A 20,697-nucleotide genomic window follows, 5' to 3' on the forward strand; every position below is an offset into this window, starting at 1 on the left:
GATACATCATTGGTTTGACAGAAGTCAGCAGAGGTCGGTGTGTCACGAACAAAGCATGATATTGCTTTGGTGCTGTTTGAATGATGAGGGTAGGCCCCTCGAAGTCGACGTTCAGGCGCAGGCTTCAAACCACCTTTATGTTGCTGGGTTAAAGAGATCTGGTGAGAAGCGATAAAGGAAAAGGCATAGTTAAAGATGTCAGGTATGTAATAGAGAGACGAACGAAAGTGAACCATCGATGAAGCGTCGAAAGCTGAATAGATGATATCGAAACCAGGGTCTTGACCTTGCTCTGGGACAAACGGAAGGGAAACCTGATTACTGCTTCCGTGATATCCGGCGTAAAGATGGCGTGAAGCTATTATAGGCATTTAGGCGGAACGTGAGAACGTGTCGTTTCGATGTTAAGGGAAACCCTCAAGTGGTAGCCCCACAAGAGCAAAAGTACCGATGCGAAGCACACGGGCGGAACATCTCGTAGTAGTGATGAAGTCTCTGTAATGGAGATGGAGCGAAGGGGGTGTATTATCCAGTTCTTATCACAAAGAAAACTATGGTACAAACCATAGGAGGTACAGGAATGATTAAGACAAAACCATTTATTATTTCTCAGTCCATAGTACTGGAAGCCTACCAGCGGGTACAACAAAACCGTGGTAGTGCTGGAGTAGATGGCATGAGCTTAGAGGATTTCAAAGCAGATAGCTGGAAACACCTCTATCGACTATGGAATCGGATAAGTTCTGGCAGCTATATGCCCATGCCAGTTCTACTAGTAGAAATTCCCAAGAAAGGAGGGGGGACACGTCCACTTGGAGTACCCACGATAACAGATCGCATTGCTCAAACGGTGGTCACACTGTTTCTGGAACCAAAGTTGGATAAGATATTTCATAAGGACTCTTATGGCTATCGCCCCAACAAAAGTGCAAAGGAGGCGGTTGGAACAGCTAGAGAGCGATGTTGGAAGTATGATTGGGTTCTGGATCTTGATATCAAAGGTTTCTTCGACAACATACCACACGAGCTGCTTATGAGAGCAGTTCGTAAGCACACAGATTGCCCATGGATCTTGCTGTATATTGAAAGGTGGCTTAAAACACCGGTACAGCAATCCAATGGGATTCTTACAGAGAGATCAAAAGGGACGCCTCAAGGAGCAGTTATCAGTCCGCTGCTCGCTAACCTCTTTTTACACTACTGTATGGATGAATGGTTACGAATTAACTATCCGGACTGTCCGTTTGAACGATATGCTGATGATAGTGTGATACACTGTAAAACAGAAATACAAACAGTGGAACTGAAGAAAGCATTAGAACACAGACTAAAAGCCTGTGGACTTGAACTGCATCCAGAGAAAACCAAGATCGTGTATTGTGGCAGAAAAGAACGACAGAAATCCTATCCCATAATTTCCTTCGACTTTCTAGGGTATACGTTCAAAAGACGAAAAGCTCAGACCAAACAGGGGTTGAACTTTACCAGTTTTCTTCCTGCAGTCAGCAATAAAGCTAAAGTTTCCATACGAGAAAAGATGCGGACATGGCAATTGCACAGAAGAGGAGGCAGTGACTTAGAAACGTTGTCCCGGTATATAAATCCAGTCCTCAGAGGATGGGTCAATTACTACGGAGCTTTCTACAAAACAGAGCTACACAAAGTACTTCAGCACATGAACAGGTTACTGGTAAGATGGGCTATGCGGAAATATAAAAGGCTACGGAACCGAAAAGACAGAGCCATAAAATGGATGTCAGAGATTTCCGAAAGAAGTCCGCATCTGTTTGAACACTGGTATATAGGGATAAAGTTGTCGGTTGGATAATAAGAGCCGTGTAAAGGGAGATCTTTACGCACGGTTCTGTGAGAGGTTTGGACTGAAATGTCCTTATCTACTCGACTAGTACTTTTTAATTTTTTTTAGGAAGGAAGGGCTGAACATTAAACGTCCGTTTAAACTACGGGAAGTAGGATTATCGTAAAGAAAGCAGAAAACTCCGAATGGAGAGCTGCCCTGTAAGGGATATGCTGGAAGCAGAAAAGTAGCAGGGAGCGCTGAGCGATATCTTGAAAGAAAATAGAAAACACGGAAACATAGAAGGACTACTATATCTTACCGATATAATAGTCCCAAAGACTGTTAATGTTTAATGAACCGCCGTATGCCGAACGGCACGTACGGTGGTGTGAGGGGTCAGGTAATCAAATAATGATTACCTTCCTACTCTATTTTAAGTTATACTAATAATAATTCTTTGTGTTTAAATAAAAGTTAATTACTTTCGTGTATAACTTATTATATGAAAGCCAATCTTCTGAAATTTCTCCTTTTCTTTTTTCTTGTTTTTATTTCTCCATATGCATCGGGACAGTTTTCGCAGTCTGCAGTGCCTTCTTGGGTTTTGGCACCTGATTCAAAACCCGTAAAACCAGACTTGGAGGATATCAATGATGGATACTATATCGAGTCTTATGAATACCAAGTTGACTTAGCCTCTAAAACAAGATTTTATCGCACAGCAAAAGTGATCTTCGATAATGCGGGAACAGAAAATGCTGGAAATATTTCAGTCTATTATAATCCTGAATACCAAAAAGTCATATTTCATGAGTTAGTAGTCCTTCGTAATGGTGTCCGGATAAATAAACTTAATCTTCAAAAGATTAAGCAATTATCTGTAGAGGATGATTTGACGCGTTCTATATATAATGGAATGAAATCAGCTTATATCATCATCGATGATTTACGAAATGAGGATAAAATAATCTGTTCTTATTCAGTACAAGGGTTTAATGGTGTTTTTCAAAATAAGTTTTGTGACTATTATAACCTACAGAGTTATGAACCAATAGGACAGGTTTTTGTAGCTTATATTGTCCCTGAGGATCGTCAAGTCCACTTTAAAGAATATAAAGACGCGCCTAAACCTACAATTGAAAATCGAGGAACGAATAAAGTATATACATGGGACTTAGTAGATACTAAAAAAGCTACTTATTATTATAATTCTCCGTCGTGGTATAGCAGTTATGATTATATCGAATGTTCGGAATATAAAAATTGGAAAGAAGTTTCGGATTGGATTCTCCAAATAAACCCTATAGTAACGATACAGCCCAATAATCCTTTGGGTCAATATGTCGAACGAGCCTGGAAAGAGTCGAGAGGAGAACCTTATGCTTATTTAACGAAAGTCACGGATTTTGTTCAGAATGAAATACGCTATATGGGGGTAGAAGTAGGAGAGTACTCTCATCGCGCAAATAATCCTCATCGTGTATTTGAACAGCGGTATGGGGATTGTAAGGATAAATCAGTATTGCTTGCTTCTATGTTAAAAGCAAAAGGAATAGGAGCAGATTTAGTATTGGCAAATACCTCGCACGAATACGGTTTGCGTGATCGTCTACCGTCGCCATTGCATTTTAATCATATGATCGTAGAGATAAATGTGGATGGTCGACATCAATTTATCGATCCTACGATTACTAATCAAGGAGGAAATATAAAAGAACGCTATTTGCCCTATTATGGTGATGTATTGACTTCGCGTGTACGTGATGAGCTAATTGGAGTAGGAAAGGAAGCAAATAAACGTATTAAAATTGTAGAAACTTATCAATTGGATAAGAATTATAAAGCTTTGTTAACAGTCAATACCATCTATGAAGGCGGAAGTGCAGATGAGATACGTAGCTATTTTAAAACAACTGCTAAAAATCAGGTTCAAAAATCATATTTAGATTATTATACGCGTTTATATCCTAAAACTAAGAAAAAGGAAAATATACGTTTTGAGGATGATCTTAAAAACAATGTGTTTAAGGTTTATGAGGTGTATAGTATTGAAGATATTGGTACAGTGGATAGCCAAGTTGGCAAGCGTGTGTTGCCCTTGTATGCAAATCAGTTGACCACATATATCCCAGAGCTTGAGCCAGACCATGTAGGTCCTATTTCTCTGCAATATCCTTTGAGTTTTGACTATTCTATTAAAATAGTGAATGTTGATGGAAAACCATTCGATACGGTAGCAGATAATCATTTCCAAGAAAGATCTGCCTATAGTTATGGTAAACATATTAGCACAATTGGAGATACATTAAAAATTAATTACCAATTTTCTATTCATTCTTCCTTTGTTGAAGAGAAAGATGTTGCTTTATATAATGAGGATTTCTCGAATAGAGATGATCAGTTTTACAATGGTTATTTCCTGGCGGAAGATGGCGGTGTTGAAGTAATTAGCCCTGTAGGCTCTCCTTCATTATTGTCCTATGGTATTTTACTGCTGACTTTGATTGTGGGATTGGTATTTATCATCAAATTTTATCACAAGACAGAACCAAAATATTTTGTCCTCCCAGAAAATAATGGTTACGAAGAAAGTATGAATGGATGGACGAGTTTTTTAGGTTTCGGATTGGTTGCTTCATTAATTAGGTTGTTGATTAGTTTCTTTACGGATGATTCTTTGCTTAATGAAAATGTTTGGATAGTATCTACTTATCTAGGTGTCAACAGTGTGTTGTATAATACGGTTGTGGTTTGTGAAATAATTGGGAATGCATTGGTAATTTTGTCCTTTGGTTATTGTTTAGTGCTGTATTTCCAAAAAAGGGATATTTTTCCGCAGACCTTATTATTCACTTTTATATTCAATCTGGCTTTTGTTATCATTGATACCGTAGTAGCGCATTATATGTTGCCTGGACATTTTTCGTTTAATACTGTTGCTGCTGATTTATTTAGAATGATTTTGTTTTCATTAATCTGGGGAAGTTATATTCTTAAATCACAGAATGTTAAGAATGTATTTGTGAGAAAATATAGAAGTAATGAGGAAAAAGTGATTAATACTCATGACTGGGAAAATATAAAAGAGCTGGATTAATATTACGCATAAAAGCAAACAAAAATAAGAGCCATCAATTTGGATGCTCTTATTTTTGTTTGCTTGCTCTCTCATTAAGTTGCAAAGTTTTCTTCTTATAATTGATAACTGCCCCATATTTGTTAAGAATATCACCGCCAATTACGCCTACCACAGGATCTGCATTTATTTGGCTGTACGCAAAATTAATAGTAGAAAGATCCAAAACTGCGACTTCAAATTTTTTACATTCCCAATCTCCAATACGTAAATACGGCAGTATAAAAATTGCAGACTGCATTTCGTTAGTACCCAGTCCTGAGGATAAAATGCTGGTCTCAATTAGTTTTTGTTCATCAATTCCTGCTTCCAATAAGGTTGTTCTATCTAAAACAGTTTTAGAAGCGCCTGTGTCCAGCACCATTTTAAATTTTTTCTCTAATAATTCAATATGTAAAATAATGTGATAACCGTCTTGCTGCAAGGTTAGTATTTCGAATGGAATGATCTTCATGTAAAATGTATAGTAATTTATTAGCTCCTTATTAACTATTTATCTAAGCCTTATCTTAGGCTGGTCATCTTTTTATTCGATTTGTTTTTGATTGTAGTGAATGCATTAGAAATTAAAAGAATTAATCCAAAATTAGATGCACTACAATAGATAAACCATATTTGGATAATTAAGTTCAACATTCAATCCAGTATGTTCAAATAAAAAGAGGACTTTTAAAAGTCCTCTCAAATATAATAGAAAGTTTGTTAAGCCTATTAGATAATGTTGTTTTCGCTCAAGACAGCATTCATCGCTCTAACGGCAGATGCGCTAGCTTTGAATTTAGCTTTTTCCTCTTCATCTAAGGATAGAGGAACGATTTTGTCCCAACCATTCTTGTTTACAATAACAGGTACCCCTATACAAATATCACTTTCATCCAATTCTCCTTCGAGATAAACGGAAGCGGTGAAAAGTTTATTTTGATTCAATGCTATACTTTCGACCATTGCGGCTGTAGCCGCACCTGGTGCATACCAAGCTGAAGTACCTATCAAGGCTGTCAATGTAGCACCTCCAACCATTGTCTTTTGGATAATTTCTTCTTTTTCCACTTCGTCCAAAAACTCTTTAACAGGAATACTATTCCAAGTTGCTTTATTAATCAAAGGAATCATGGTTGTATCCCCATGTCCACCGATTACAATCGCATTTAAATCAGCCGGAGATGCATTCAATTTATTAGCTAATTGATATTTGAAACGCGAAGAATCCAACGCGCCTCCCATCCCAATTATTCTATTTTTCGGTAAACCCGAAGCCTTGTAAGCCAAATACGTCATAGTATCCATTGGGTTGGAGACCACAATGATGATAATGTCAGGTGAATATTTTACTAAATTATCGACTACATTTTTTACAATATTGGCATTTGTTCCAATCAATTCCTCACGTGTCATTCCTGGCTTGCGAGGAATCCCCGAAGTAATTACAGCAATAGAGGAACCTGCTGTTTGTAGATAATCATTGGTTACACCTTTTATTTTTGTATCAAAGCCCAAAAGTGCAGATGTTTGCATCATATCTTGTGCTTTACCTTCTGCAAAACCTTCTTTGATATCCAACAAAATGACTTCTTCAGCAAAATTCTTTCGAGCAATGTTGTCTGCAGTGGTAGCACCTACAGCTCCTGCGCCAATAACTGTTATTTTCATATTTCAAGGAGGATTATTTGTGTTATCTAAATATAATCATTATCAATGATTTATTGAAGAATAGGGTGAAAATAAAAATATCCTTTCTGGTTAGAAAGGATATCCGATTGCTAAGTTGAAAACGAGATTATTTCGTCTCCACTCTGAACTTTTAAAATCTATGTCTTTAATTACCCATCGATCGTTCTTTGGATAATAGGGAACGCGAACGGGGACAGCTAAATCTGTTCGCAATATCAGGAAGGTAAAATCGAAGCGTAAACCTGCTCCTGCACCAACTGCTAGCTCGGATAAAAATTCTTTTGAAAGTTTACCGCCTAATTTACCTTCATCTGTGTTTTGAAGCCAAATATTACCCGCATCAATGAACGCAGCCCAATTGAGTATACCTACACCAAAATCGACAATACGATTACGGTATTCGGTGTTTAATTCTAGTTTATAATCACCAGTCTGATCTGCGAAGAAATTTTCTTCACCTAGATTCTCTGGTAAGGCCGAACCTGGACCTACCGCTCTTGCTCGGAATGCACGAAGACCATTAGGACCTCCTGAATAAAATTGTTTTAAATAGGGTAGAGAACGTGAATTTCCATAGGAATAACTCATCCCCAACATCACGCGAGAAGCTAACTGCGCATGCGTTCCCAATTTCATGTAGTGGCGACCATCCGCTTCTATTTTGACGAATTGGCTATATTTTGTTCCAAAAAGTTCCTTTTGGTTATCGTTTTTATAACTTGCTCCCTGAATAAGACCTAAAACATTCCCTGAAAGGTTCATCCCTCCTTTGAAATAGAAGGTATGTTTCAGATTTTCCTGCATAGTATTGGTGAATGTGTAAGTATAATTAGGACCAAACGAGAATTGTGGTTCTACGATTCTACGAAGCGTAGGTACCGTATCCATTTGAGCCTTATACGCTTCGGAAATATTACGTGGCTGTACATAAATGATTTCAGCTAAGGTCAGATCGTGTTGCTTTTGTTCATTTTCTTTCCACATGTAACCATAATTCAAACTAGATGAATTTAAGGTATAAGCCGTACGACGATTTAAGAACTCGTAACCGAATTTTAAATAGGTTTTAGGAATAAAACGCCTTCCTGGAGTCCATTGGTAAGGAGATAATAGACGAGGCCAAGTGATAGTCATTTCAGCACCATAACGATAATAAGAAGAGTTCAAATTGACATTACCGCCCGTTTGAGTTTCGTATCCACCAAAAACATTCACAGATACTGTTTCAGCTCCTTTAAACGCATTGCGGAGCGTCCAAGTTATATTGGCTTCCGATCCATTATACACGGTCGCTGTCTTTGCTAACAATTCTACACGTATAGATTTCTTTGGAAGCGGTGTAAGGTGATAATATACATCTAATGTATTCGCGGAATCTGGATTAGGTTCAAAACTATTTTTGACAAATTTAAAAGCATTTAGATTGACCAAATGATTAATCGTCAAATTGTGATCATGACGATTGTATTCCTGACCTTTTTCGAAGAAAATGTGATTTGTTATTACTTTTCTTCTAAATGTATTCTGTCGGTCGATGATATAATAATTATCATCAAACAGTTCCATATACTCGGTATTTGGTCTACGGGTGTATCCTTGAGATGTCAAGGTATAATTTGGATAGATAAAAATATCACCAATTTTTTGAGGTTCTTTAGCTTGTTGTGAAGTTTCAGGTTTAATAGTGACATACATATTCACTTTGTGATCACCCACTGTACTATCTACTTCGACTAAAATATTATCTGGATTGAAATAATAATATCCTTTGTTTTTTAAGTCATTATCAATTCTATCTCGTTCATTCAAAATCACATCCAAATTATAATTCGAACCTTTTTTTAATAGGGATTCGGATCTAGTGGCGATAATATCTTGTCCAATATTAGTTGTGGAATCAATATCAAATACTACCGAATCAATACGATAAATTTTGCGTGGAATACCCGTATAGATTACCTTGGCTGTTTTACCATCAATACTTGTGTCAGAGTTGACAGTAGCGTTAAAGAATCCCAGGTTTTCCATACGGTTTCGTAAGAGATTCTCATTGTATTCTCGGTTGACATCACTTAAAAGCACAGGCTCTTCACCACGTTTTTTCAGCCAATTGCGGACAATATTATTTGTAGTATCATAGCCTCCGCCAGCATTCCAAAACATCAGCTTCCATCGCACACCTAAAGCTTTTTTATTGGGCTTAGGCATTAATAACCCTTCGAGATGTTCTTCAAAAGCTTCTTTACGTTCTGCATTCACATTGCTATCCATCTCAAGTTTTACGTCGCCTTCTACGTAAAGCTTTTCGCCTTCAGGAAGATGTTTGGTGGTGCTGCATGACATATTATACCAACATAGCATAGCCACGAAAGCCAAACTTAAGTATTTACTTTTCATTCGATCTCCTTTCCTCATCTTCATTACGTATAGCGGTATCATTTACAGACTTGATTTGTGTCGTATCCTTATTATTTTCTGTACTATCTTGATCTAACTTATTCAATTCATCTTTCTTCTGTTGTTCTTCTATTCGCTTGCGATAAGCTGGATTATGCTTCATCATGCTATCACGTATGACTAAGCGAACGCTATCTCTGTAAGCCGAATCCGTTTCCATGCGCTCAACATTAAATCTTTTACGGAAGCTGCTGTTATTTGGATCCAAATAAGCCGCTAACGCCTTTTCATTCATAAATAATTCTTTGAAACGGTTATAACTCATATTGATAATAAAACCAATACCAGTTTCTACAAATTGCCCTTGTAATGTTGCTTGATATTGATTTTTGCGGTATACCCGGGCAAAATATCGTCCATCTTTGGATAATTGATAATCCAATGATATATCACCTGCTATATTGTTCGGTTTTTCTCCCGGACGTGTTTTCCCTTCTACTTCAAAGTTGGAGCCAATAGTAATTTTAAGGCGATCGTCAAATAACATTTTTGAGAGACCAATATTTAAATCCGTTCTATTTTGAGCAGAACCCGAAAGATAATCTTGTTCTGATTGTAAGTTGAAATCCAATTCTACGCCTTTGATTAAGTCCGAAGCCAGATTATTCAATTGACTCGTCAGGAATGAACTTACTGAGCTGCGGGCAATTCCTTCAACGCCGCCACCTCCAGACAAACTTTCGAATGGATTTGCAGACATAAACCTACCCATAATGATTAAGGAGAAAACCTGTTTGTTTAGCTCTGCCGGATCATCCCGTAAGGCTACTAAGGCATTATTTACCTTAGAAACAACATCTTGAGAAACTACGGCATTATTTTCGTCCAAATCGATATCAAACGCAATTTCGGGTTTGAAAAGCTCTCCTGTAAGAATCAATTTTACATCGAAAGGAATACGTTGTTTGTAAAGATTTGAACTCTCCGTACCAATTTGGTTTGCGACCAAATCTAGCGTAGGGAAGCGCCCTTTATACAATGCGGTAATATCCAATCTGGCATCCAAAGGATCTCCATTCCATGTAATGGTACTACCTTTTTGGAAGTCAAATTCTTTCTTGATAGGTCCAAAACTAAATGAGTAATTACCATCTTCGACAGTAAAAGTCCCTGACATGGTGATTTTCTCACTCGCATCGATCGTAGTGGTTAATTCCGCCACACCTTGAATATTCAAGGCATCTTGCGAACCTTCATCAATGATGATTTTGAATTTTGCATCCCGATCGGTACTTAGGTTCAATGACAAATCCATACCAGTCAGACGTGTTGCGGTTGTCATGGAATCCAATTTTGCGAACACATTTGTACGTACAGTATCGCTTTTATCGACAAATTTGACTACCCCGTCCCGTTCTGCTATGCCAGGATTATCATTCGGAACGATGAATACGAAATCCGTGTTTTCATTAGCGGAAACATTTCCATCAATTACAGGCTTGTCTAGATTTCCGCGAATACGGATGTTTGAAGTCACATATAATTTTCCGAAGAAAAGATCATTGTCTTCACGTGTTGAGTTAACAACCGCAAAGTTGTTAGTGGTCAAATTCAGATTGAAATCAAAATCTGTATAATTTTTTGTTAAGATTGTACCATTTAGCTTCGCCTCGTTGCCTTTTCCATCTTTCAACAAAAACTGTCTGAATTGTAATCCCTGATTAGTAAAACTGATTTTTTGATTGTCCATTAAAAAATCAGCGTTCAGCATAGCAACGTTTAATCTTGCTTTATTAAAAGTCAGATCACCATTAATTTTTGGATTATCTAAATCACCTGTTATAGAAAGATCTCCAGATAAATCTCCATCCGAATTTTGTAAATAGCCTAAACTGAAGGCTTGAATGGTTTTCATTTTTAATGGTTTCAGACTTAGTGTAGCATTAAAAGAAGGTTTACCATTCAATGGAGCAAAATAATCGCCTAATAATTGTACATCATTGCCATTTTCGGTGATTCTAATATCCGCAGAATACGTGTTTTCTTTTTGATTGTGCACATTCATTAGAATGTTTCCAACAGTATCTTGACCGAAATAGAATTTGTTTATTTCCAAATCAGAAACAAAAACAGGCTTAGTATCTAATCTAGAAATTGTCGCAGCTCCGTTGATACCTCCACCAACATTCCAAGTGTCAGATTCTAAAATTTCGGATAAGGTTTCAATACGGAAATTATTAAATGTAATGTCAATAGGGGCGTTCAATGTAGAATCTTGGGATTGAATACGCAATTCCTGCCCTTTATTGCTTAATACAAAATCATGTGCACGAATACCATCTTTTCCAAAACTCAATTGATTGCTTGCTGAAGTCTGCCACGTATCATAATTCAGCATTAACCCATCTTCCAAAAGACTCAATAGGTAATTTCCTCTGTCTACCCCCATTCGAGCTCCTAAGTGATAACGATCTTTGTCTTCTTTGTCCTTAATCCAAAGTCCAAAATCTAAGTTATTTTCTACAGCTTGTCCACTGAGTACAGTATTCTTAAGTTCAATTTGGTTGACTTTTATTTTGTCAATTAGGGTAGAATAATACAGCGTACTATCTACCGTAATAATGTCCATACCTAGATTATCCACTTCTATGCCATCATAAATCACACTTGGAGCCAATAATTTGGCCATAATGGTCTTTTGTTGACTATCAAAAGTTCCATCGAGTGTGATATCACTCATTTTGGTAATATCAGGGAAAAAGTCTTTGAGGAAACGAGAATAATTCAGCGTAGCAGAAAACTCAAAATTTTGTGCATCATACTTTAATTGCTTCGGAGGTTCGTTATTTGGGTTATAATACACACGAACAACATCCTGCATAGAAGCCCCCAGTTCTGTTAATTTATATTTTCCAACCAAATGTGCACGTAAAAATTCAGAACGAAGCATAATCATATTGCGAGAAGTATCCGCACGTGCTATCAGCGATATGGTATCTAATGCATAGCGTTCGTTGTTGTACGCGATAGAAGATTGGGAGACATTTAATCGACCGTTCAAATAATTTAGATCTGCTGTTTCGAAATCTGCATCTATTTTTCCCTGATAACGGAAATTGTCATCCATGAGTTTAAGATTTTGAAGATTGACAGAATCAATCATCATATTCATTTTCACCTTTGGATAAGTGTCACGCATATTAGCGGCTAGATTGGCATTAAAACGAATATTAGGGTCTGTACTGATGATCGAACCAGCAATATCACCACTTTGCGCCATCAAATCCAGATTGATATCATGATAAGCATAACCCATCGCATCAAAACGGTTGATCGTTCCTTTGACGTCTGCAGCCATAGTTTTAGGATTCAGGCCAGTACCTTTTACTTGTGCATTGGCTGAAATTATTCCTAATACAGAATCTTGTTTCAAAAGATGACCTAAATTGAAATTGTCAATGGAAATTTGAGCATCGTAAGTCGTATCTCGTTTTCCCATATTAAGATAGCCATCTACTGAAGCATTTCCTTTTTCCGTTACTAACTTCATATTGGCATCAAATCCACTCATTCCACCTTTGAACGTTCCTGCTAAGGATATAGAATTCGGATATTCGAATTCCATATCTTTAGGCAATAACGATTTTGCTATTAAACGATTCAAATCCGCTTTGCCAGTAGTTAGTTTTTTAAGATTTAGATCAATATTTAACTTATCTGTATCTGGCAAGCCTTTGATTTTTGCGGAAGCAATGATATGCGTTTTGTCTAAAGTTCTGAATTCTATATTAGGTATATTTAGATCATCCAAACGTCCAACCACGCGACCATCAATATAGAATTTGCGGGTCATCAAAGGTTTCATCACCTCCATTTGCTCTAAATCCGGAGCAAAGTATTTGATGTCCGTCATATCGATTTGGCTTTTCTTGATGCGCGCATCAATATTGACCAATTGTGGATATTTGGATACCGCATCCAAAGAAGGATAAGTTACCTTGATGTAATCCTGAATAATAGTTTTCGGAGTCTGAACCAATAAATTCTCGATTACTGCACCAGTATTACCATATACAAAGTCACCTTTCATTTGCTTTAGATATAAGCCCGAATGATCTTTAGCTGTTAGGTTTTGTACAGAACCAGAGATAGAATCGTTAGAATAATATAAGTTCTTTAACGCCCCTGCTAGGTCTTTTATACCAATATTTCCATAATCAAAACCTTTAATTCGAGCTTGATTATTATCTCTGAAAAGAAAATTTGTTTTATCAACAGCTATTTTATCTACGGAAACTACCCAATTAACAGGAGAAGTCGAAGTGTCTTGTTTATCCTTAGGTTTGCTACTTTTATCAAAAACAACATAAGAGTCCGATTGGTCTAAAACAATATCTTTTAGTTTTACGACCTCTTTGTTTAAATCAATCTGGTCTACATTAGCTGAAAGATTTTTGATGTCAAATTTGGTCTTCATGGCTGATGAAGCATCTTCGTATTTGACAAAAATATTTTTTAGAGTGATTGTTTCGGTACCTAAATTGGGAAGGAGAGAAGTCGTTGTTACGCTTGGATCTGTGATACCAAAATCTTCGGCTTTCACATCCTTGGATTCCGTAGCAGGTGCCCATTGTTTGATGTCGGCAGACAATCCGTCAATATTGATATGTGGCAAATCAAAGGTCATGTTGTTTGCCAAATCGAAGGTTTTGACACGTGTCTCAAACTTATTTAATCGTAAGTCTGCGGACGTCCCTATCATATCGTCCGAATACACGAAGTGAATACGTTCTAAACCAATTTTATCTAGTTTGAAAATAAGAGCCGAAGTGGTGTCCGTATCCGCAACTGTGCTTTCTTTTTCCGATGAAAATGCCTTTACGATATAATCAAAATTAAAATTCCCGTCTGGAGCAGTACGTTTTATCTTGGAAGTGATGCCAGCAAGCTGTATCTCTTGCACTTCGATAGTGTTCTTCAAAATCTTGAACATATCAATGTCTACTTTGATTTTTTCACCCGCAATGAGGGTGTCTCGCGTTTGATCTTCAAAATAAACATTGTCTAAAACAAGCATTTTAGGAAAAGCGATATTGACATAGCCAATATCCACGGGGGTTCCGATCTTGGTTTCTAGGTAGTTGGATACTTTGCCAGCAATATAATTTTGAACGGCAGGTAAGCGTATTAAAAATACGACCAGTAATAATAGGGCTATTATTGAACCTATTATCCAAAGGAAAATACGTACAGCGACACGGGTAAATTTATTCAAACCTCAGTTGATCTACTTAAAATAATGTTAACACTGAATTATAAACATAAAAATACTTGAAAAGTTTACTTTTTTCTTCTCAAAGGCAAAAAAAATCCAGCCACCAGCTAAATTATTTTTAATGTTTTTCAATAGTTAATATAAGCAAAAAATAAGAGCTAGTCAATTGACTAGCTCTTATTTTTTAGAAAGCACGTTCTTCTAGGTGTTTAGGGAGGTCGATATAATCGACACCTTTTGCCCACCAATCTGGTGCAGGCTTGCCTTTTAGATAATGATCAAAATATTCCATCATACGTACTGCGTAATCTTTTTTGTTTACCTCTTTCATCAATCCGTGATTTTCGCCATTGTAAGTAAGCATTACAACAGGTTTATTCAATCGACGTAAACTGTTATAGTATTCTATACCTTGTGTATAGTCTACAGCCCCATCTTTGTCATTGTGCATGATCACTAATGGTGTGTTGACTTTTTTAATATGATAAATAGGCGAGTTGCGGACGTAAGCATCCCAATTGTCCCAATATCCTGTAGTAAGACGTCCTTGGCTGGATTCGAAAATACTTTGATTAGAAGAACCCGAGTTCCAATAAATCAAAGAGTACATGGAAATCATATTTGTCAAAGGCGCTCCCGCAACTGCAGCTTTGAAGATATCAGTTTGAGTGATTAAGAATGATGTTTGGTATCCACCCCAAGAGTGACCATGGATAGCTACATTCTTTTCATCTACAATTCCTGTTGCAATAGCAGCTTTAACGGCTGGTACAACACAAGCTACGGCAGACATTCCAGGATCATTCAATTTGTACTTTATATCTGGCATCAATACCGCGTAACCATTATTGGTATACATGGCGCGATTGAAACCACCTCCAGGATAAGCCGGTTGAGAATAATTGTTTTTCTCGTACGTCAAACGCTCATAGATATAGGTAATTGTTGGGTAAGATTTTCCTTCCTCATAATTTGCTGGAAGGTACAATGTTGCTTCTAATGTGTCTCCATGTGCAGTTACATAGCTAATCAATTTTGAGCCAGCTGACAATACACCTTTCTTGTTTTCTGGGTTATTGTTCGTCAGCTGTTTTTCTTGAGATAAAGTTTTGTCACTGGCAACAAAGATGTCAGGAGCAACATTCGACTTTTCAATGGTATAGAAAAGATTTGTACTGTTTTTAGGTTTACGGATTCCTCCAAAATTAATGTCGTCTAATTTAAGAATTTGAAGTTTATTTGAGTTGGATGCAAGCAAAGCTACTCCTTTTTGTTTTGTATCATGATTGTAAATTCCAAAATATTGATCTTTCTTTAAATCAATAAACTCATCGTCTTCATAAATATAGTTAACACCCGTAGTCATTAATTTTTTTGACTTCCAATTATCTGTCAAAGTGTTTGCAGATTTACCATCTACAGATACTTTCCACAAATCGAAATTATCAAGCAGTAATACAAATTTATTATCTGCGGTAAACCCAAAAGAACTTGTCGCAGCTTTTTCTACATTGCGATCTTCCATCATATCCACAAATGATGCAGGGATATTTTGCGTGATATTGGTTAGCGCTAAAGTTTTAGTATTCAGCACATGAAAATGACCATCCTGATGAAGTAATAATAGATCTGAATTTGGCGAGAAACGTATACTGCGTGATGCATTTAAGTATAGTTTTTTCAAGGCCAATTTCTTTTGTCCAGTTTTGATATCTACGATGTACAAATCGCCATACGTTTGACCATTCAAATTCGACTCGTATTCATAAGGTTTAAAGTCAAATCCATATCCCACGGTCTGATTTGGAGCCAGAGAAATAGATTTAACAGCACTGTCAGCAAGAGATACAAATTTATTTTCGTCTACATGCCATGCACTCATGGTCGTGTAGTTTTTATCCGTTTGTAATCTGTTTTTCTGTACAGACTGAAGACGAACATCTTGCCAGTTCCAGATGATCATATCCGGCTTTTCTAAGTCTTTTTTGTTGACTTCTGGTTTTTTAGGCGTTGATGGAGTTTTAGGTCCATTATTCGCTATTTGTGTAGAATCTTTTTGTATTGCTGCGGCATTTTCTTTTGCTGTTGAATCTTTTTCGGCTACTTTTTTAGCATCCGCTTTAGCGATATCATCTATTTTTTTCTCTGTAGATTTTGGTTCTTCCGCCTTTTCTAATTTCGCTACCCCAAAGAATATTGTTTTCAGGTCCTTGCTCCAATAGGCGTTGGCATTTTGACTAATTCCAAATCCTGCTGTAATTTGATTTTCATCCAATCCACTGTATGTAAATACATCTGCATTATGCGCTTTGAGATTTTTGATACCCAACAAGGTATAAACAGGATCTTTATACTTTTTATCTGTTTTAGATTTTAATAAAGCAAAAGCTGTACCTTCCTTATTCCAAGAAATCCTTGAAAAATTAGCTTCATCATTATGCAGCGCATTTGAAATCCCAGTGTTTAGATCCATCAAGAAAATACCATTTCCATTTTTCCCATTCGCATCGATGATATAAGCTAGATATTGTCCGCTTTTGTTGAAACTGTATTCACTTACATTTCCAAGATTATATTTTTTCTTGGTAATAAGATTATAAAGAAGCAAATCAGCTCCTTTTGGAACATCTGTCGGACGAGTTGCTCCCCCCATAGCGGGTGATGCTCCTGGATTTTGTCCTTCGAAACGTATAGCCACCCATTTGCTGTCTTGATTAGAAAAGCTAAAGCTTTGTACTTTATCGAAAGTAACTGAAGCCGTATCTTTTAATGCTACTATTTTCAGTTTCTTGCTAGATGGTCGGCGTGATTTTTCATTCGCCTTGATTTCTGAAAATTTTTGGTTTTCAAAAAAACTGAAGTATTGTGCATTTTGGTTGAAAAATATTGGGGTAGTAGCACCGCCAATCTTGTAATCGAATTTGGTAGTATCTTGTGTATGACGTAATGTCAATGTGAGATCGCCTTCCGTTGGTCCAGAGACATAGGCTAACCATTTTCCATCAGGAGAAGGTGTAGCGCCATTCATTCGAACGTATTCCCACTTTGGGACATCTTGCCATGAGAGTACTTTAGAAGCTTCTTGAGCAAAAGGTGTTAACCATGCCAGTTGACACGCGAAAAACAAAATAGATTTTTTTGTCATTTAATTTCGATAGGTTAAAATTCTTTATAAATATATTTATTTAATCTCATTACTTAATGACTGTATTAAATATGTTATAAGGATTATTTTACCTGAAAGATAAAAAGCGATGGATATGAACTTCAGACAAAAGTACTTTTTAGTTGATGCCCTATTCACTCATCTTATGAAAAGATTAAGTTTATAAAAGTTATAACTAAAATTATGGTATTTTTGTGATTCAAATAACTTTTGAATGAAAATTTGGCAAAAAAACATTGATGTAGATTCTTTTGTTGAATCGTTTACAGTTGGTAAAGATCGTGAGATGGACATGCATTTGGCAAGTGCTGATGTATTGGGATCATTGGCTCATACGCGTATGCTGAATCGCATTGGTTTGATGACAAATGAGGATTTAGCGGCTGTTCAACAAGAACTTAAAAATATATATAAAGAAATCCAGGCTGGTCAATTTCAAATTGAGGATAGCGTAGAGGACGTGCATTCTCAAGTAGAAATGATGTTGACTCAACGTATTGGAGATGCTGGTAAGAAAATCCATTCTGGTCGTTCCCGTAATGACCAAGTTTTGGTGGATTTAAAATTATATTTCCGCTCTGAAATTCACAGTATTTTCAATAATACTGAAGTGCTTTTCAATGAACTTATAAAGTTAAGTGAAAAGTACAAAAATGTGTTGATGCCAGGTTATACGCATTTACAGATTGCGATGCCATCCTCATTTGGGTTGTGGTTTGGCGCATATGCAGAGAGTTTAGTCGATGATTTGCATATGTTGAAAGCAGCTTGGTCTGTTTGTAATAAGAATCCATTGGGTTCGGCAGCTGGATATGGTTCTTCTTTCCCATTGAATCGTACGATGACTACAGAACTATTGGGATTTGAAGATTTGAACTATAATGTGGTTTACGCACAGATGGGACGTGGTAAGACAGAACGTATATTGGCTCAAGCTATGAGTTCTATTGCCGCTACATTAGCAAAATTTGCAATGGATGTAACGTTGTTTATCAACCAAAATTTTGGATTTATTTCGTTCCCAGCTCATTTAACAACAGGATCGAGCATAATGCCACACAAGAAAAATCCTGATGTATTTGAGTTGATTCGTTCACGTTGTAATAAAATTCAGGCATTGCCAACAGAAATTGCGATGATGACTACGAATCTTCCAGTAGGATATCACCGTGATTTGCAATTGTTAAAAGAAAATCTTTTCCCAGCGTTTCAGTCTTTGAACGAATGTTTGGAAATCGCTACATTTATGTTGGAGAATATTGAGATAAAGGATAGTATTTTGGATGATCCAAAATACGACTATCTGTTTTCTGTGGAAGTGGTAAACAATGAAGTATTACAAGGCATACCATTCCGCGAAGCTTATAAAAATATTGGTCTGGCTATTGAAGAAGGAACATTCCAACCTTCGAAAGAAGTGAATCACACACACGAAGGAAGCATTGGTAATCTTTGCAATGATCACATTCGACGTATGTTTACTGAAGTAAAAGCTGATTTTGGTTTTGAAAAAGTTGAAAAAGCATTACAAGAGCTAATTAAGTAATACTATAGAAATTTTATAAAAAAGGTGCTTGTAATGATGCACTGCCCCCAAAAAGTTAGACACTTTCTGGGGGTATTTTTATGGAACGAAAAGTCAAATATGATTTAACATTTAAACTTAAGTGTGTTAAATTAGTTGAGGAAAAACATCATTCAGTCACATCGGTATCTGGGCTATATGGCATTAATATTAGCCAACTTGATCGGTGGCTACAGGACTACCGACGACTAGGATTAAAGGGTTTAATTTCTAGTAAGAATAAAACTTATACTGCTGCCTTTAAGTTGCGAGTTATTCGAGCAATTGAACGCTATGGTTTAAGTTTAAGCGAAGCCAAATTTAAGTTTAACATTCCCAATGGGAGCACTATTTGTCAATGGCAAAAAAGTTTTGCTACATTTGGACTGGACGGTTTACAACCCAAACGAAAAGGCCGTCCTGTGCAAGATATGAGTACTTATAAACGCAAAGCCCGCAAATCTAATAAGCCATTGACTCGAGAAGAGGAACTATTAATAGAGAACGAAAAATTGCGTTGTGAGGTAGCATTCTTAAAAAAGTACAATGCCTTAATTCAAGCACAAGAGGAAGCGGAATCAAAACAAAAATCCAAGCCATCCAAGAATTAAGGCACGAATTTGATTTAGCATTATTGCTAAGTTATGGCAAGGTGGCACGAAGTACCTATTATTATCATGAGAAAAGTGAGCGAAAGGACAAACACCAATCACTTAAAATACTGATAAAGAGTATTTATAACAAGCATAAAGGTAGATATGGTTATAGACGTATCACCGACGAATTACGCAAGAAAGGTGATGCTGTCAACCACAAAACAGTACTTAAAATCATGAAAATGCTAGGTCTTAAAAGTCTGATACGTACCAAGAAATACAAATCATATCGAGGAGAACAAGGCAAAATAGCTCCTAATATATTAGAGCGAGCGTTTAAAGCACAAGCACCTGAGCAGAAATGGGTAACTGATGTTACGGAGTTTAAAGTAAGGGATAAGAAGTTGTATTTATCGCCCATAATGGACTTGTACAACCAGGAGATAATCAGTTACCAGTTAAGCGAGCGAGCTGATTTCAAACAGATAACAGGCATGATTCACAAGGCATTTAGAAAGTTAAAAGATGGCAGTAATTTGATTTTCCATTCCGACCAAGGATGGCAATATCAGATGAGGCAATATCAACATTTATTGAAAGAGCAGGGTATTACTCAAAGTATGTCTAGAAAGGGAAATTGCTTGGACAATGCAGTTATTGAAAACTTCTTTGGAACATTAAAATCAGAGCTGTTTTATATTCAAAAATTCAACAGCATAGCACACTTAAAAAGAGAAATTAAAGAGTAAATAAATTATTACAATAACGACAGAATTAAATCCAATTTAAACAAAATGAGTCCGGTGGAATACCGAACTCATAATTATAAATCTTTAAACTAAATTTGTCTAAATTTTGGGGTGCAGTCTACAAAATAGTTGAAAAAAAATTTTTTAAAGTAGAATAGTTGTTTGATTGTGAATTAACTTTATATTTAGGGAAAATTTTTAAGCTAAACCATTTTCTAATCCATTTATATCTATATTTTAATGTTAATCGATATATAAACCCTTAATAGACAATTTTTTTAATTAATCATAATGATATATAGTTTATAACCGTTGTTACAATAAGGTTAGGCTGTTAAATTA

At 36.4% G+C, this 20,697-nt stretch carries 10 protein-coding genes and 1 pseudogene; 5 read left to right on the forward strand and 6 right to left on the reverse strand.

Going from position 1 to position 20,697, the window contains the following annotated elements:
- Positions 1-371, reverse strand: a 371-nt coding sequence (locus G5B32_RS17155; protein WP_206366919.1) for a hypothetical protein, incomplete at its 3' end; no start/stop codon positions are given.
- A gap of 182 nt (positions 372-553) precedes the next feature.
- Between G5B32_RS17155 and ltrA the strand changes: the two genes are divergently transcribed.
- Together ltrA and G5B32_RS14870 are read left to right on the forward strand one after the other, a co-directional pair.
- Complete coding sequence (ltrA, locus tag G5B32_RS14865; protein ID WP_240899071.1) at positions 554-1,828, forward strand: group II intron reverse transcriptase/maturase; 1,275 nt, start codon at positions 554-556, stop codon at positions 1,826-1,828.
- A gap of 475 nt (positions 1,829-2,303) precedes the next feature.
- Positions 2,304-4,898, forward strand: coding sequence for a DUF3857 domain-containing protein (locus tag G5B32_RS14870; RefSeq protein WP_165292306.1), 2,595 nt, complete (start codon positions 2,304-2,306; stop codon positions 4,896-4,898).
- Positions 4,899-4,947: 49 nt separating this feature from the next.
- On the opposite strand, the gene G5B32_RS14875 is transcribed toward G5B32_RS14870, so the two are convergent.
- The 5 genes from G5B32_RS14875 to G5B32_RS14895 form a co-directional block, all read right to left on the reverse strand.
- Entirely contained in the window at positions 4,948-5,391 is a 444-nt protein-coding gene (locus tag G5B32_RS14875) for a retropepsin-like aspartic protease (RefSeq protein ID WP_165292307.1), read from the reverse strand.
- A 257-nt stretch (positions 5,392-5,648) separates the two neighbouring features.
- A complete protein-coding gene (locus G5B32_RS14880; protein ID WP_165292308.1) occupies positions 5,649-6,587 on the reverse strand; it encodes a malate dehydrogenase in 939 nt (312 codons plus the stop codon).
- 90 nt (positions 6,588-6,677) lie between these two features.
- A complete protein-coding gene (locus G5B32_RS14885; RefSeq protein WP_240899072.1) occupies positions 6,678-9,005 on the reverse strand; it encodes a BamA/TamA family outer membrane protein in 2,328 nt (775 codons plus the stop codon).
- On the reverse strand, positions 8,995-14,280 hold the full coding sequence (locus G5B32_RS14890) for a translocation/assembly module TamB domain-containing protein (RefSeq protein ID WP_165292310.1): 5,286 nt from the start codon (positions 14,278-14,280) through the stop codon (positions 8,995-8,997). The genes G5B32_RS14885 and G5B32_RS14890 overlap by 11 nt, the downstream gene beginning before the upstream one ends.
- 184 nt (positions 14,281-14,464) lie before the next feature.
- Positions 14,465-17,425 carry an alpha/beta hydrolase family protein gene (locus G5B32_RS14895; protein WP_165292311.1) on the reverse strand — a complete coding sequence of 987 codons (2,961 nt, stop codon included), beginning with the start codon at positions 17,423-17,425 and terminating at the stop codon, positions 14,465-14,467.
- A 235-nt stretch (positions 17,426-17,660) separates the two neighbouring features.
- Between G5B32_RS14895 and argH the strand changes: the two genes are divergently transcribed.
- From argH to G5B32_RS14910, 3 genes and pseudogenes are all read left to right on the forward strand, one after another.
- The gene (gene argH / locus G5B32_RS14900) at positions 17,661-18,992 is read left to right on the forward strand and encodes an argininosuccinate lyase (RefSeq protein WP_165292312.1); all 1,332 of its coding nucleotides are present in this window, start codon (positions 17,661-17,663) and stop codon (positions 18,990-18,992) included.
- An 80-nt stretch (positions 18,993-19,072) separates the two neighbouring features.
- On the forward strand, positions 19,073-19,621 hold the full coding sequence (locus tag G5B32_RS14905; protein ID WP_165290192.1) for a helix-turn-helix domain-containing protein: 549 nt from the start codon (positions 19,073-19,075) through the stop codon (positions 19,619-19,621).
- Positions 19,600-20,448: pseudogene (locus G5B32_RS14910) on the forward strand (IS3 family transposase). The gene G5B32_RS14905 and the pseudogene G5B32_RS14910 overlap by 22 nt, the downstream one beginning before the upstream one ends.
- Positions 20,449-20,697: the final 249 nt, after the last annotated feature.

The organism is Sphingobacterium sp. SGL-16 (genome assembly GCF_011043515.1).
Taxonomy (GTDB): Bacteria; Bacteroidota; Bacteroidia; order Sphingobacteriales; family Sphingobacteriaceae; genus Sphingobacterium; species Sphingobacterium litopenaei.

Bases quoted from the DNA above. Each gene is read 5' to 3' on its own strand.
- G5B32_RS14870 (WP_165292306.1), top strand. From the start codon at position 2,304: ATGAAAGCCAATCTTCTGAAATTTCTCCTTTTCTTTTTTCTTGTTTTT.
- G5B32_RS14880 (WP_165292308.1), bottom strand. From the start codon at position 6,587: ATGAAAATAACAGTTATTGGCGCAGGAGCTGTAGGTGCTACCACTGCA.
- G5B32_RS14885 (WP_240899072.1), bottom strand. From the start codon at position 9,005: ATGAAAAGTAAATACTTAAGTTTGGCTTTCGTGGCTATGCTATGTTGG.
- ltrA (WP_240899071.1), top strand. From the start codon at position 554: ATGGTACAAACCATAGGAGGTACAGGAATGATTAAGACAAAACCATTT.
- G5B32_RS14905 (WP_165290192.1), top strand. From the start codon at position 19,073: ATGGAACGAAAAGTCAAATATGATTTAACATTTAAACTTAAGTGTGTT.
- argH (WP_165292312.1), top strand. From the start codon at position 17,661: ATGAAAATTTGGCAAAAAAACATTGATGTAGATTCTTTTGTTGAATCG.
- G5B32_RS14875 (WP_165292307.1), bottom strand. From the start codon at position 5,391: ATGAAGATCATTCCATTCGAAATACTAACCTTGCAGCAAGACGGTTAT.
- G5B32_RS14895 (WP_165292311.1), bottom strand. From the start codon at position 17,425: ATGACAAAAAAATCTATTTTGTTTTTCGCGTGTCAACTGGCATGGTTA.